The following is a 14584-nucleotide window of genomic DNA, read 5'->3' on the forward strand; positions in this document are numbered from 1 at the left end:
GGCAACACGAACACATGACTGACAACATCATCGCCTGGGACATCGACGCCGACGGCATCGTCGTGCTCACCATCGACGACCCCCACCAGGGCGCGAACACGATGAACGAGCGGTACCTGTCGTCGATGAAGGCCACCGTCGACCGCCTCTACGAGGAGAAGGACGCGATCACCGGCGTCGTGCTCACCTCGGGCAAGAAGACCTTCTTCGCCGGGGGCGACCTCAACAACCTGCTGGCCGTGCGCAAGGACCAGGCCACGGAGATCTACGGGCACAGCCTGGCCGCCAAGGCGGATCTGCGCCGGCTCGAAACGCTGGGCAAGCCCGTCGTCACCGCGATCAACGGCGCGGCGCTGGGCGGCGGCCTCGAGATCGCGCTGGCCACCCACCACCGCATCGCCGCGGACGTCAAGGGCGTCAAGATCGGCCTGCCGGAGGTCACGCTGGGGCTGCTGCCCGGCGGCGGCGGCATCGTGCGCACGGTGCGGCTTCTGGGCCTGCAGAACGCGCTGATGGGCGTGCTGCTGCAGGGCCAGCAACGCGGCCCCGCCGCGGCCAAGGAGGTCGGCCTGATCGACGAGGTGGTCGACTCGGTCGACGCCCTCGTCCCCGCCGCCAAGGCGTGGATCAAGGCGAACCCGGACAGCGGCGTGCAGCCGTGGGACGTCAAGGGCTACAAGATCCCGGGCGGCACCCCCGCCACGCCGTCCTTCGCGGCCAACCTGCCGGCGTTCCCCGCGAACCTGCGCAAGCAGCTCAAGGGCGCACCCATGCCCGCGCCGCGCGCCATCATGTCGGCGGCCGTCGAGGGCTCGCAGGTGGACATCGACAACGCGCTCATCATCGAGGCGCGCTACTTCACCGAGCTGGTCACCGGCCAGGTGGCGAAGAACATGATCCAGGCGTTCTTCTTCGACCTGCAGTCGATCAACTCGGGCGCCTCCCGGCCCGACGGCATCGAGAAGACCCCGATCACCAAGGTCGGCGTGCTCGGCGCGGGCATGATGGGCGCGGGCATCGCCTACGTCTCCGCCAAGGCGGGCTTCGAGGTGGTGCTCAAGGACGTCGAGCAGGCCGCCGCCGAGCGCGGCAAGGGCTACGCCGAGAAGCTCGAGGAGAAGGCCCTCAAGCGCGGCAAGACCACGGAGGAGAAGTCCAAGGCGCTGCTCGGCCGCATCCACCCGACGGCCGACGCGGCCGACTTCGCGGGCGTGGACTTCGTCGTCGAGGCCGTCTTCGAGTCCGAGGAGCTCAAGCACAAGGTCTTCCAGGAGATCGAGGACGTCGTCACCGAGGACGCGCTGCTCGGGTCGAACACCTCGACGCTGCCGATCACCGGCCTGGCCCAGGGGGTCCAGCGCCAGGAGGACTTCATCGGCATCCACTTCTTCTCGCCGGTGGACAAGATGCCGCTGGTGGAGATCATCCGCGGGGAGAAGACGTCGGACCGCACGCTGGCGCGGGTGTTCGACTACGTGCAGGCCATCCGCAAGACGCCCATCGTGGTGCATGACTCGCGCGGGTTCTTCACCTCGCGCGTCATCGGCACCTTCATCAACGAGGCCATCGCCATGGTGGCCGAGGGCGTGCCCCCGGCCACGATCGAGCAGGCCGGCCAGCAGGCGGGCTTCCCGGCCGCGCCGCTGCAGCTGTCCGACGAGCTCAACCTGACGCTGATGCAGAAGATCCGCAAGGAGACCGCCGACGCGGCCGCCGCCGAGGGGCGGACGCTGCCGGCGGACCCGGCCGGCGACGTCATCAACGCGCTGGTGGACGCTGGCCGCACCGGCAAGCTCGGCGGCGCCGGGTTCTACGACTACGCGGACGGCAAGCGCACCGGGCTGTGGTCGGGCCTCGCGGGGATCGTCGGCGACGCCTCGTCGGACGCTCCGCTGCAGGACCTCATCGAGCGGATGCTGTTCATCGAGGCCATCGAGACGCAGAAGTGCTTCGACGAGGGCGTCATCGACACCACCGCCGACGCGAACATCGGCTCGATCATGGGCATCGGCTACCCGGCGTGGACGGGCGGCGTCGCCCAGTACATCGTGGGCTACGAGGGCGGCAAGGCCGGCTTCGTCACGCGGGCCAAGGAGCTGGCCGCCAAGTACGGTGAGCGCTTCACCCCGCCGGCGAGCCTGGAGGGCTGATCCGCTTCGGTTCTGCTTCCGCTGCGGGGCCCGGCCGTGTCTTCGGATGCGCCGGGCCCCGCAGCCTGTCCGCCACGCAGCCGTAGAGTGGTCGATGCGCGAGGAAAGGACCCCCATGGCTGCCGACACACTCCCCGCCATCGACCTGGCCGCGCTCGACGCGGGCGACCCCGACGCGTTGCGCGCACTGCGCACCGTGACGCACGGCATCGGGTTCTTCTACCTCGACGGCCACGGGATCGCCCCGCGCGCCGCCGACGATCTGATCGACGCCGCGCGGGAGTTCTTCGCGCTACCGGAGCACGAGAAGCGGGAGATCGAGAACGTCCGCTCGCCGCACTTCCGCGGATACACGATGCTGGGCGGTGAGCGCACGCAGGGACGCGTGGACTGGCGCGAGCAGCTGGACATCGGCGCCGAGCGCGCGGCGGCCCCGCTGGACCCGCAGCGGCCGTGGAGGGTGCTCGACGGGCCCAATCAGTGGCCGGCGGGGGTGCCGCGGTTGCGGCGCGCGGCGCTCGACTGGATGTCGGCGGCCGGGGGCGTGGGCATGCGCCTGCTGCGGGCGTGGGCCGCGTCGCTGGGGGCGCCGGCCGGGCACTTCGACGCCGCGTTCGCCGATCCCGACCCGCTGCTCAAGATCGTCCGGTACCCCGGGGGCGGCGGGACCGCGAGCGGGCAGGGCGTGGGCGGCCACAAGGACGTGGGCGCGCTGACGCTGTTGTATCCCGAGCCGGGCACATCCGGCCTGCAGGTGGAGGTGGACGGACGCTGGGTCGACGCCCCGCCCCGGCGGGGGAGCTTCATCGTCAACATCGGCGAGCTGCTGGAGCTGGCCACGGACGGCTACCTCAAGGCCACCCACCACAAGGTGCTGCCGCCGCCGGCGGGCAGCGACCGGATCTCGCTGCCGTTCTTCCTCAATCCCGGGTTCGACCAGGCGTTGCCGCCCGTGGCGCTGGATCCCGCGCTCGCCGTGGAGGCGCGCGGCGTGGGGCAGGACTCCCACGGGGGCCGGCTGCATGCGGTGTACGGGCTCAACGCACTCAAATCCCGCCTGCGGGCGCACCCCGACGTGGCCCGCCGCTTCCATCAGGACCTGCTGGAGCTGCCCGAACTGCGATGAGTGGTCGGCGGCCGCCCCCCCAGGCGGGCGGCACCGCGCTCAACCGAGGATCTTCACCACCGCGAACACCGCCCCGACCACGCCGGCGACGATGAGCAGCGCCGAGACCACGCGTGACGCCGCGGGAAGGATGCCCTCCACCCGCATGATGAGCCGGTGTCCGGCGTCCTGCGAGCACAGTGCGAGGGCCGCGAGCAGCGCGGCCACGGGCAGCAGCGCGATGAGGACGAAGACGACGGAGAGCCCCAGCCGGGTGGGCGTGTCGTGTTTGGCCATCACGGCGATCGCCCCGTAGAAGGGCGCGGAGGTGAGCGACTGCGCACCCCAGGTGATCACTCCGAGGACGAAGGCCAACGCCGGGTGCACCTTCCTGTGCACGGGAAGGGACAGCGGCGGCTTGACGAAGCCGCGCGCGGCGACCGCGATCACGGCCACGGCGATGAGCAGGCCGAGGACTGCCACGACCATGCCGGACAGCGCGTCGAGGGCACGGTGGATGATGTCGAGGATCACGGTGAACGAGAACGCCAGCGTGAGCGCCAGGCCGCAGATTCCGCCCACCATGAAGGCGACGGCGGTGCGGACGTAGGCCCACCGGGTGGCGCTGGAGATCCACACGTACGACACGGCGAGCAATGCAAGCACGTTGACCGAGTCCACCGCGGCCAGCGGAATGATCGATACGAGCGACTTCATGCGTGGGGGGTCCGCCTGTGCAGTCGGAATGGTCGTGGTCACGGATCGGCACCGCGAGGCGGTTCCAGCAAACCATCCTCGCAGTGCCGTCCGGCGGCCGCGCACCGACCCGCCAGAAAGCGGCCGGACCCGGCCGACCGGACCGGAGTGCGCCGACGCCGTACGGGAGTCAGGAGATGACCGAGGTCATACCTGGTCCGCCCGAATGGCCGCGAAACTGACCGTTGGGTAGCGTTGGGCGATCGACAACCGGATGAGGAGGAAGGTGCGTCCCACGTCAACGCGCTCCGCCGGCCGCGGCGGCACCGACCACGTCGTGGGCCGCCGCACGCGCGTCCACAGCGTCGATCTGATCAGAGTGTCGCTGTTCACGCTGGTCCTGATGGTGCACGCGACCGGTTCGATCAACTGGGATGCGGACCACGTGCGCGGCATGCAGTTCTTCACCATGATGGTGCACTGCGCACGCTACGGGTTCGTGTTCGTCACCGGGTTCGTCCTGTTCCTGGCCTATTACCGCAGCTCTATCACCGCTCCGGCCTTCTGGCGGCGGCGCTACGGATTCGTCGCCGCGCCGTACCTGGCATGGTCGGTCATCTACGTCATCACCGGATACGTGTTCGTCCGCGCGCCGTGGCCGGACACCGGCGCGGTCTTCGGCGACATCGGGACCGCGATACTCCAGGGCAATGCGCAGTACCAGATGTACTTCCTGCTCATCTCGATGCAGATCTACCTGCTGTTCCCCCTGGTGCGGATGCTGCTGCGCCGTACCGAGGGGCACCACGGCAAGGTGATGGCGGGGGCGGTGGCGCTGCAGGCCGGCGTGTTCGTGCTGTTCAGCTTCTACCACCCGGACCTGGACTGGTATGGGCACATGTGGAAGGCGCTGCCCACCTATGCGCTGTTCCTGGTAGGCGGTGCACTGGCCGCCGTGCACTACGAGCGCTTCGCCCCGTGGGTGCGCCGCAACCGGCGGTGGCTGGTGCCCCTGTCGATCGCCGGGGCGGTCTTCACGATCGTCATGTTCTTCGCGACCACGGGCGGCGGGAACATGCCCGGTCTCGCCTACGCGGCGTGGAGCGTGCAGAATCTGCCGTGGTATCTGGCGGCCGTGGCACTGTTCTTCATCGTCGCGCAGGCGTGGGACGACCGCCGCGGGGAAGGGGCCGGGTGGGGCGCCCGGCTCGTCGACTACGGCGCCGTGCGCGCGTTCGGGATCTTCGCGGTGCATCCGCTCGTGATCGACCTCATCCACCAGTCGGGCTTCGTCGACTGGCTCTACGCCACCTACCCGGACACGACGTTGCAACGCAGTGTCCTGCTGGTGCTGGTCACCCTGGTGGCCAGTCTGTGCCTGGTGGAACTCATCCTCTACACACCGCTGGCGCGTGTGCTCGTCGCGCACGACAGGATCCGCCCGCGGCGCACGCCCGCAGCGGCTACTGCTGCCGATGACAGCACGGCCGACGACGACATCGTCGCGCCGACGGCGGGCCCGGCCGATGCCGTGCCAGATTCGCGCGCGGCGGCCCTGCCGGTGCACGCTCCTGTCGTCCCGGCACCGCTGGACCCGGAACTCGACGGTGCAGGTGCCGCCCCGGCGCGTGCGGGGGCGGCGGCCAGGTAGGCCGCAGCCCCCCGGCCGCGTCACACCGTGCGCGACGGGTCCGAGCCGAACAACTGCGCGTGCGCCCGGGCACGGACCACGGTGATCGCGTCGATGATCGTTTCGAGGTGGGCGCGTGCGGTGCGGCGTTTGGCCACCTTCGCGTCCGCGTCGTCCCCGGCGTCGAGCAGTCCGGCCTCGCTGAGATAGGCGTAGCCGCCCTCGAGCATCGCCTTGCCCACGGACGATTCGCCGACGATGAGCTGACGCTCGAGCGCGGTGCGTCCGTAGCGCAGCGACTTGGCGATGATCTCCTGCTTGTCGGTGGCCTCGCCGGGCGCGAGACCGGCGACGACGGTGGAGACGATCCACCGGGCCTCGATGAAAGGCAGCAGAGTGCTGTGGGCGACGAGCGGACGGAATCCGCCCAGCAGCTCGTGCACCGGTTCCTCGCCCGGCCGTGCCAGCGTGGCGCGCCAGTCGGCGTCGTGGTCGGAGAGCACCTTGTCGACGGCCCGGCGGAACTCCTCCGCCGAGGGCAGGAAGAAGGTGGCCCGGAGCATCGCGTGCAGCTCGTCGGTGGTCCTTCCGAAGGCCTCCACGCGGGTCTCGGCGGGCGTGGACGCGACGGTGGCCACGCACACCTCCGCCACCGCCTTCTCGATGAAGTAATGCACGATCGTGTTGCGGTAGTAACCGGCCACCAGGTCCTGGCCCCGGCCCAGTCCGATCAGCTCCACCGACGCCCCGGTGGACCGGCGCAGCACGCCGGTGCCCAGGGCATTCTGGAACAGCGTCTCACCCGCGGCGACGTCGCCATCGCGGAGGATGTCCTCCAGCCGGACGCCGCGCGACTTGAGCCAGCGCACGATCTCGCGCGTCGCCTGATCGAGTTCGACGCGGGTGAGCGCACGCGGCTGTGTGCCCAGCAGCACCAGGCACAGCAGCGACGCCATCGTCACGGGCACACAGGCGTTCGCCCGGCGCGCGACGTCCGTGGACACCTGGCGCAGGAGTTCGGGAGTCGGCTCCGGCGCCACGCCGTCGAGCACCACCGGCTCGGCGAAGTCCAGGTAGATGTCGCCCATCGGGGCTCGCAGGCGGCGGAGGTAGTCGACGAACCAGCCGAGGCTCTCCGCCTCCTTGGGCTTGCCCGCCTCTTCGCGCGCGTACTCGGCGGTCTCGCCGATGAGGTCGTAGTTGATGGACACGGGGATCAGGTGCAGGTCCTCCGTGCCGGTGGCGTGCGCGGCGTCGATCGCGTACTTGAGCAGCCCGAAACGGGGGCGGCCGATGATGCCGCTGCGTGAGCGCGTCCCCTCGAACGACCAGCTCAACGGGAATCGCTTGGCCATGAGGAAGCCGAGGTACTGCCGCAGGGCCAGCTTGTAGACAGGGTTGTCGTTGAACTTGCGCCGGATGAAGATGGTGCCGGACCGGCGGCCGGCGTACCCCACTCCGGCGAAGGCCATGTTGATGCCGCCGATGGAGTGCGGTGCGGGGAAGTCGTTGTCGTACATCACCGACATCAGTGCGATGGCGTCGATGTGCGACTTGTGCGTCCACAGCAGCGCGGACGGATGGTCGCGCATCATCGCGCGTGCGCGTTCGACGTTGGCCGGGTCGGTGACCACTCTGCGATAGCCGAGCGAGGTGATCCAGCGGGTGAGCGTGCCCATCCAGTCGATGAAGAACGTGCTGGGGGTGGCCACGAGTTCGTGCAGGTATGCGCGCGCCTCGGTGCGGATGTCCCCGGCGGGGCGGCCGAGGGTCCTGGCCGCGTCGGCGATGGCCGCGCGGTAGCCGGCGCGCGCCTCGATGCCGGGGATGACGAACCGCGGCACCTTGTAGCGGCGCCCGCGCAGGCCACGCTCCTCCACGTCGAGTGTGAGATCGGCGTGCCGGGCGATGAATGCGTCGAAGGATTCGCGCTGGTCGTCGTCGGCGGCACCGTCGACGGCGCCCTCCGCCTCGTAACGGACGCGCAGGTCCGCGATCGTCGCGCCTTCGCCCAGCACCACGAGGCGACGGGTGGGGTCGTCGCGGCGCAGTCGTCGTGCGATCTGGTTGCGGGGCCGCGCCGGATCGCCCAGCACCAGGTCGCGGAAGCGCGGGGTGGAATCCTGGGTGCCGCGCGCCGGGACCCACGCCCGGCGTACCGGCACCACCGTGGTGTCCTCGTCGACGGAGGCGACGGCGGCGGCGAGCTCGGCCGTGTCGGGCGCGTCGGTGCCGCAGAAGGCGACCCGGGCGTAGCGGGCGCGCGTGCGGCCACCAGGGTGGTGGCCGCGCACCCACTCGGCGAGCGAGGCCATCTCCCGCAGGTCCTCGGCGTCGCACAGGAACAGCGTGGCGGTGTCGTCCATCGGCCGGGCCGTCTCACTCATCGTCGCTCGGCCAATCTGCGAGGGTGTCGAGGTACATCTGTCGCACCTCGGCGATGCGCTCGTCGATCTCGTCCAGCTTCCAGTCCGCGGTGGGCACCGGGGGCAGCACCGCCACGTCCACCGTGCCGGGGTTGATGGTGACCGCGTCGCGCGCCCCGAGCATCTCCGCGTTGCGGATGACGATCGGCACCACGGGGATGCCGGCGTGCATGGCGATGCGGAACGCGCCCTTTTTGAACGGTCCCACCTCACGGGTGTCGAGCCGCGTGCCCTCCGGCGCGATGAGCACCGACAGGCCCTTGTCCGCCATCGCCTCGATGGGCTTGAGCGCCTCGACGGCGGACTTGGTGTTGTCGCGTTCGACGAAGGCGATGTCGGCGAAGCGGCCGAAGGCGCTGATCATCGGGTCGTCCTTGAGCTCGGCCTTGGCCACCGAGGTGAAGTCCCTGCCGATCAGCGACACGGCGATGAACGGGTCGAAGCCGTTGCGGTGGTTGAACAGGAACACCGCCGGCCGTGACGCGGTGAGGTTCTCACGCCCGGTCACGTTCATCTCCACGCCGTTGATGCGGAGCATGAGCGTGGACCAGTGGTCGGTGATGAAGTTGATCGCGCTGCGGCGGTTGCGGGCCAGCAGCCCTTTGGCGGCGCCCAGCCCGGCGATCGGCAGGAAGGTGCTGAAGCCGATGAGCGTGCGGATCGAAGACCCTGCGCCGCGGCTGGACAGCCGGGTCACCGGCCAGCCCCGCTTGCCGGCGATCTTGGCCATCGTCTCGCCGGGGTTCGTGGGGCGCGGCTTGCCGACGAGGTACATCAGCGCGACGTCCTCGTCGCCATCGGCGTAGAAGTAGCTCCGGTCGAGGTCGACGCCGTGGTCGGCGGCGAACTGCTGCGCGGCGTACGCCTTGGTGTCGCCCCAGATGACGGGCTTCGCGACGTGGCCGGTGAGCACACCGTCGTCGTCTTCGAACCGGTTGCACACCACGTGCTCGATACCGAGGGCGTCGGCCACCGGCTGCACCTGGAAGGTGGTCGCGGACGAGGTGAGCACCACGGTGTGGCCGGCGTCCTGATGGGCGCGCACGATCTCGCGCATCTCGGGGTAGATGCGGCCGGCGACCTTCTTCTTGTACAGCCGCAGCGCCATCTCGTCGAGATCTTCGACGGTGCGGCCGGCCCAGGTGTGCGCGCCGAGGTCGAGCAGCTCGGCGAACGTGTCCGGGTTGAGCCCGCCGCCGCCGACCATCACGCCGAGGGTGCGCAGCACGTCGACGGGGCCGTACTCGCCGGCCTTCATCCGCTCCTCGGTGAGGTAGCGGGCGGTGTAGCCGGCGACGAGCGTGCCGTCGAGGTCGAAGAACGCGCCCACCGCGGGTCCTTCGGGCCCGCCCGCGATCTCCTCCACGGTGCCGGGCAGTCTGAGATTCTTGGCCGCCATCTACTTGTCCCCGTCCTTCGTCGCCGGTGCCTTGCGCGCGGCGGTCTTGCGAGCTGGTGTCCGGCTTGTGGCCGGCTTCGGCGCGGGCTTGCGCGCCGGCGCCGGGACAGCGGCGGCGTCCTTCGCCGTCGACGAGGGGGCCTCGGCGAGGACCTCGTCGAAGCCGGCGGTGAGCGCCTGTTCGAGCGCTTCGGTGTCGCTGAACGCGGCGGTGTCGTAGTTGACGCCGACGAAACACTTGCCGGCGAACGAGACCATCGTCGCCATCATCGCGACCCCCGGCAGCGGTCCGATGGGCACGCTGCGGGTGATGCGGGTCCCGGCGATATAGCGTTCGGCCACCTTGCCGGGGACGTTGCTGGCCTGCACGTCGATGCCGAGGCTGCCGGTGCCCGTGCCGGCGAGCAGCTGCTGCGGCAGCCAGGACAGCACGGGGGCGAGGATCGCCGTGGGATCGATGGACGATCCGGAGCGGGCGTGCAGCACGCACTTGCGGATGGCGAGCATGCGCGTGGCCACGTCCGGTTCGGCCACCGGCAGCCCCATCGTGATGGCGGACCACTGGTTGCCCGCGGTGGCGTCGCCGCCGGCGCGGGCATTGACCGGCATGGCGAGGTTGAGCGAGTCGATGGGCACGCCGAGGCGTTCGTGGTAGATGCGCATGGCGCCCGCGATGCCCGCCAAGTAGGCGTCGTTGACCGAGCAGCCGTGCGTCTTGGCGGCCGCGCGGATGTCGGCCAGCGGGAAGTCGAGGGTGCTGAAGCGGTGGTCGAGTCCGCGGCGTCGTAGCAGCGGAGAAGGCTCGGCGGCCGCCGAATCGGCGAGCTTGCGCAGGTCGTCGATGGTGCGTGCGGCGGATCCCACCGCGGCGCGCGGGTCGGTGACGGCGTTCCCCGCGCGGCGGGCGATGCCGGCGGCGCGCGAGAGCGACCCGAGTACGAGCCGCTGGGGGAGCCCGCGGACCGCCGACTGCGTCAACTCGAGCGGGGTGACGTCCTGCGGCACGGGTACCGGGGGCATCGGCTCGGGGGACGGGCCGCGGCTGTCCTGGTGGATCATCTGGTCCAACAGCATGCCGCCGACCCCGTCGGTCACGGTGTGGCTGAGCTTCCAGAGCAGTGCGGCCTTCGCGTCGGGCTCGTCGAGGCCTTCCACCAGCGTGGCCTCCCAGAGGGGGCGGCCCGGGTCGAGCGGCGTGGCGTGCAGGACCTCGGCCAGGTCGAGCAGGTCACGCAACGCACCGGGCCCGGGCAGCACCACGCGGCGCAGGTGGTATGCGAGCGAGAAGTCCGGGTCCACCACCCAGCGCGCGGGCGCCAGCGGCAGCAACGGGGCCACCACCCGCTGACGCAGCCGCGGCACCACACGCGACGCGCGGTCGATCTGCTCGCGCAAGGTCGCGAAGTCGGGGACCTCGTCGAGCGTCTCGATGAACATCAGCGACGTCCGCGAATGGGCGTCCATGTCGGCCCGGAACATCATGTAGTCGAAGGCGCTGAGTCTGTCGTCGAATTGCACTGTCGTATCGCCCATCGGCTGCGCACCCTCCCAGGAGTCGCCACGGCCTCCGCGTGGCGCGAGTCGTCGTTCGGCGAAGGCGACGTCCGGCGCCCATTCCGTCCCGCGTCACCTCGCTGCCGTGGTCCGTCGCACAGCGGGCCCCGGCATGTGACAAGCATTGCAGGACGGCGCCGAGAATGTGCGGCGAATACTGGTGATCGGGAGGTCAGGTGCGGGTGGCCGCGGCCCATTCCAGGAATCGTTCGATTCCCCGTACGGACGCCCGCGTGCGGATCGAGTGCAGATGGTCGTAGGCGTGCTGCGCCCCGGGCAGCTCCGCGAAGGCGACGACGCTGTCCGAGACCGCGCGCAGGTGGCGGACGAAGTGCCGGGACTCGTCGATCTCCACGCCGGTGTCGTCGGTCCCGTGCAGGACGAAGAACGGCGGCGCGACGGCGTCGGCGTGCAGCAGCGGCGACGCCAGCGCGAAGTCCGCCGCGTCGTCGACGGGGTCCTTCTTGAGGATCATCGGCGCCAGGAAGCGGTCGCGTCGCTTGGTCGCGTGCGCGGTCCCGGACTGCGCGGTGAAGTCGTAGATGCCGTACTGGGGCACCGCGGCCTGGACCGAGGTGTCCGCGCCGTCGGCCAGGTGCGGCTGCAGCCGCGGGTCGTCGGGGGTGAGTGCGGCGAGCGACGCCAGGTGCGCGCCGGCGGAGCCGCCCGTGATCGCGATGAACGACGGGTCCGCGCCGTACTCGGCGGCGTGCGCGCGCACCCATGCGATGGCGCTCTTCACATCGAGGATCTGGGCGGGGAAAGGGTCCTTGGGGCACAGGCGGTAGTTGATGCTCACGCACACCCAGCCGCGCGCGGCCATCCGGTGCAGCAGCGGCAGCGCCTCGTACCGCTTGTCGCTGCCCATCCACATCCCGCCGTGGACGTGCAACAGAACGGGCGCCGGGCCGGACCCTCCACCGGGGCGCGTCCCGCTGCGCGAGCGGTAGACGTCGAGGCGGCACAGTTTCTCCGCCCGGGCCCGTGCCGCGGGACCGTCCGCGGCGGGGACGCCGGCCGGGCCGAAGTAGGGGATGTCGCGCAGCACTTCGACGTCGCCTGGCCGCATGGGCACGGGGGACAGGCGCGCGGCGAGGCGCTCGCGTCCGCCGGCGGGCGGCCGGGAGCGGCCGATCGCCTCGTCCAGCGCGGAGTCCACCGCGCGGCCCGTGGCCAGGGCCCGGCGGACGAGCTCGGCCTGCCCGGCGATGGTCAGGGCGGACACCGCGGCGGACGCGGCACCGCGCCGCCGCGCCACGCCGACGGCGGCGTCCGCGGCGGAGGCGCCCAGCAGATACGGCGACAGCTCGTTGACCGGGCCGCCCACCATCATCGAGCCCGCGCCCAGCCAGTAGTTCGACGGCGGTGCCACGGAGTTGAGCGTCGCCGCGGCGCCTGCCCACAAGCGGGAGGGGACGCCGCCCGTCACGCGGGTCATCGCACGCAGCGGGCCGCGTCCGCGTCCGCCGTCGCCGTGGTTACGCCGTCCTGATCCACTCGCACCCCGTTCCATGGCCGCTGATGGTATGCGCGGCGTCACGTTTTGTCGCGGATGAGTTCCGGTCCGGAGCCGGGGCCGCCGCCGTGGCGGAAGGCGCGGGCTCCGGCGCGGGTGGCACGATGGCGGAGGACACGAGGGTGCGGGGCGCGCCGGCGCGGCCGGCATCACCAGGCTTCGCGACACGATCAGAGGGAGTTCACTGTGGGAGAGGTCAAGGCGGTCAGCGAGATCGACATCGTCGCGGAGCCGTCGGCGGTGCTCGAGGCCATCGCCGACTATGCGACGGTGCGTCCGAAGATCCTCCCGTCCCAGTACCGCGACTATGCGGTGGTGCAGGGCGGGCAGGGGGACGGCACCCTCGTGCGCTGGACGCTGCAAGCGACCAAGAAGCGCGTGCGGTACGTCGAGGCGGCCGTCTCGGTGAAGGGCGACACCGTGACGGAGACCGACGCCAATTCGACGATGGTCACGACGTGGACGGTCACCCCGATCGCCGACGGGGCGCGCGTGGCGGTGGAGACCGCGTGGGCGGGAGCCGGCGGCATCGGCGGCGTGTTCGAGGGTCTTTTCGCCCCGCTGGGATTGCGGAAGATCCAGGGGGAGACCCTCGCGAACCTGGCCAAGCAGGTCAAGTAGCCGGGTGGCCCCCCGGCGGCGCGCACGCGTGCCGCCGGGGGCACCGCGTCAGCCGCGTGCCGGCCACACCGGGGTGATCGGCCAGGGGCGCTCCCGCTCGAGTTGCGCGGCGACCCGGATCAGCAGGTCTTCGCGGCCGAAGGCCGCCACCAGCTGCACACCGACGGGCATGCCGTCGCGGTCGGTGCCCAGTGGCAACGAGATCGCCGGCTGGCCGGTGATGTTGAACGGGCTGGTGAGCCCTCCGTAGACGGCACCGTGCGTCCAGATGGCCTCCACGGAGCCTGCGTCCAGCAGGCCCAGCGGCGGCGTCAGTGCGCCCAGCGTCGGCAGCAGGAGCAGGTCGTGATCGGCGAAGAACGCGCCGACCGTCCCGGCCACGGCCGCCAGCTTGTCCAGAGCGACGCCGAAGTCGGCGGCGCTCAGTTTCTTGGTGCGCTCGTAGATCATCCGGCCGACCGCCTCGAGGTCGTCGTCGCGGAGCCCGCGGCCGAGCGCGGCCAGCCGGGCGTCGACCGACGCGGTCATCGACACCGCCATCCCCGTCGACATGGGTGCCGCCATGTCGTCGAGCGGGAACGTGGGCGCGCCGGGGGCGACGCGGTGCCCCAGGCCGGACAGCACCGTCGCGATGTCCTCGACAGCGGCGGCGCAGTCGTCGTGCACAGGTCGGCCGTCGGGGAAACACGTCATCGTCGCGATCGTCAGCATGCCGGGGTCGGCCCCCACCTCCTCGGAGTAGGGGCGCGCCGGCTGCACGATCGTGACCGGGTCGCCGATGCGCGGTGCGGAGACGACGTCCAGCAGCAGCGCGGAGTCGCGCACGCTGCGGGTGACGGCGTGCTGCACCGACAGCGGGGCGCCCAGCGGGTTGCCCGCGCACGTGCGTCCGCGTGACGGCTTGAGCCCCACGAGCCCGGTCATGGCCGCGGGGATGCGGATCGAACCGCCGCCGTCGCTGGCGTGCGCGGCGGGCAGGATGCCCGCGGCCACGGCCGCCGACGCGCCGCCGGACGACCCGCCGGGGGAGCGGTCCAGGTCGTGGGGGTTGCGTGCGGGGCCGAACAGGGCGGGCTCCGTGGACGCGTTCTGGCCCCACTCCGGGGTGTTCGTCTTGCCGACGACGGCCAGGCCCGCGCGCCGGTACGCCGACACGATCGGGGAGTCGGCGGTGGCCGTCGCGTCCGCGAACAGGCGGCTCCCGTTGGTGGTGGGCAGACCGGCGACGTCCGCGCCGAGGTCCTTGATGGCGAACGGGACCCCGTGCAGCGGCCCCGCCGGCAGTCCGGCGTCCACCTCGGCGCGCACCTCGTCGGCGCGGGTGGCGACGACCGCGTTCACCGTGGGGTTGCGCTGTGCGATGCGGTCGAGCGCGAACTCGACGACCTCGCGCGCGGACACCTCGCCGCCGCTGATCGCCTGCGCCAGGCCCGTCATGTCGCGCGTGTCGAACAGCTCTTCCATCCGTGCTCCTTCGCTGTGGCCGG

The 14584-nt window shown here is 71.3% G+C and carries 10 protein-coding genes; 4 read left to right on the forward strand and 6 right to left on the reverse strand.

All coding sequences use genetic code 11. The annotated features are described in order from the left end of the window. The first annotated feature begins 14 nt into the window (after positions 1-14). Together H4F70_RS07125 and H4F70_RS07130 are read left to right on the forward strand one after the other, a co-directional pair. Positions 15-2150 (forward strand): 3-hydroxyacyl-CoA dehydrogenase NAD-binding domain-containing protein, encoded by a 2136-nt coding sequence (locus H4F70_RS07125; protein ID WP_182359647.1) that lies wholly within the window; start codon positions 15-17, stop codon positions 2148-2150. Between the two features lie 115 nt (positions 2151-2265). Further along, positions 2266-3276, forward strand: a complete 1011-nt coding sequence (locus H4F70_RS07130) for an isopenicillin N synthase family dioxygenase (RefSeq protein WP_182359648.1) — start codon at positions 2266-2268, stop codon at positions 3274-3276. Between the two features lie 39 nt (positions 3277-3315). Here the strand turns inward: H4F70_RS07130 and H4F70_RS07135 are convergent, their stop codons facing one another. Beyond that, entirely contained in the window at positions 3316-3972 is a 657-nt protein-coding gene (locus H4F70_RS07135) for a hypothetical protein (RefSeq protein ID WP_182359649.1), read from the reverse strand. 265 nt (positions 3973-4237) lie between these two features. Here H4F70_RS07135 and H4F70_RS07140 point away from each other — a divergent pair, with 265 nt between their 5' ends. Beyond that, a complete protein-coding gene (locus H4F70_RS07140; protein ID WP_182359650.1) occupies positions 4238-5602 on the forward strand; it encodes an acyltransferase in 1365 nt (454 codons plus the stop codon). Positions 5603-5622: 20 nt separating this feature from the next. Here H4F70_RS07140 and H4F70_RS20175 read toward each other — a convergent pair whose 3' ends face one another. The 4 genes from H4F70_RS20175 to H4F70_RS07155 form a co-directional block, all read right to left on the reverse strand. Then, positions 5623-7968, reverse strand: a complete 2346-nt coding sequence (locus tag H4F70_RS20175; protein WP_235681378.1) for a 1-acyl-sn-glycerol-3-phosphate acyltransferase — start codon at positions 7966-7968, stop codon at positions 5623-5625. Next, positions 7961-9406 carry an HAD-IB family hydrolase gene (locus tag H4F70_RS07145; protein ID WP_220471842.1) on the reverse strand — a complete coding sequence of 482 codons (1446 nt, stop codon included), beginning with the start codon at positions 9404-9406 and terminating at the stop codon, positions 7961-7963. The genes H4F70_RS20175 and H4F70_RS07145 overlap by 8 nt, the downstream gene beginning before the upstream one ends. Further along, entirely contained in the window at positions 9407-10939 is a 1533-nt protein-coding gene (locus H4F70_RS07150; RefSeq protein WP_182359651.1) for a wax ester/triacylglycerol synthase domain-containing protein, read from the reverse strand. Positions 10940-11132: 193 nt separating this feature from the next. Then, positions 11133-12398 carry an alpha/beta hydrolase gene (locus H4F70_RS07155; protein WP_182359652.1) on the reverse strand — a complete coding sequence of 422 codons (1266 nt, stop codon included), beginning with the start codon at positions 12396-12398 and terminating at the stop codon, positions 11133-11135. 264 nt (positions 12399-12662) lie between these two features. Here H4F70_RS07155 and H4F70_RS07160 point away from each other — a divergent pair, with 264 nt between their 5' ends. Further along, positions 12663-13097 carry an SRPBCC family protein gene (locus H4F70_RS07160; RefSeq protein ID WP_182345855.1) on the forward strand — a complete coding sequence of 145 codons (435 nt, stop codon included), beginning with the start codon at positions 12663-12665 and terminating at the stop codon, positions 13095-13097. A gap of 48 nt (positions 13098-13145) precedes the next feature. Here H4F70_RS07160 and H4F70_RS07165 read toward each other — a convergent pair whose 3' ends face one another. Beyond that, positions 13146-14561: an amidase gene (locus tag H4F70_RS07165; protein WP_182359653.1), complete on the reverse strand. Its 1416-nt coding sequence runs from the start codon at positions 14559-14561 to the stop codon at positions 13146-13148. Positions 14562-14584: the final 23 nt, after the last annotated feature.

The organism is Tomitella gaofuii, from assembly GCF_014126825.1.
Classification (GTDB): domain Bacteria; phylum Actinomycetota; class Actinomycetes; order Mycobacteriales; family Mycobacteriaceae; genus Tomitella; species Tomitella gaofuii.

Bases quoted from the DNA above. Each gene is read 5' to 3' on its own strand.
- H4F70_RS20175 (WP_235681378.1), bottom strand. From the start codon at position 7,968: ATGAGTGAGACGGCCCGGCCGATGGACGACACCGCCACGCTGTTCCTG.
- H4F70_RS07155 (WP_182359652.1), bottom strand. From the start codon at position 12,398: ATGACCCGCGTGACGGGCGGCGTCCCCTCCCGCTTGTGGGCAGGCGCC.
- H4F70_RS07135 (WP_182359649.1), bottom strand. From the start codon at position 3,972: ATGAAGTCGCTCGTATCGATCATTCCGCTGGCCGCGGTGGACTCGGTC.
- H4F70_RS07130 (WP_182359648.1), top strand. From the start codon at position 2,266: ATGGCTGCCGACACACTCCCCGCCATCGACCTGGCCGCGCTCGACGCG.
- H4F70_RS07125 (WP_182359647.1), top strand. From the start codon at position 15: ATGACTGACAACATCATCGCCTGGGACATCGACGCCGACGGCATCGTC.
- H4F70_RS07165 (WP_182359653.1), bottom strand. From the start codon at position 14,561: ATGGAAGAGCTGTTCGACACGCGCGACATGACGGGCCTGGCGCAGGCG.
- H4F70_RS07145 (WP_220471842.1), bottom strand. From the start codon at position 9,406: ATGGCGGCCAAGAATCTCAGACTGCCCGGCACCGTGGAGGAGATCGCG.
- H4F70_RS07150 (WP_182359651.1), bottom strand. From the start codon at position 10,939: ATGGGCGATACGACAGTGCAATTCGACGACAGACTCAGCGCCTTCGAC.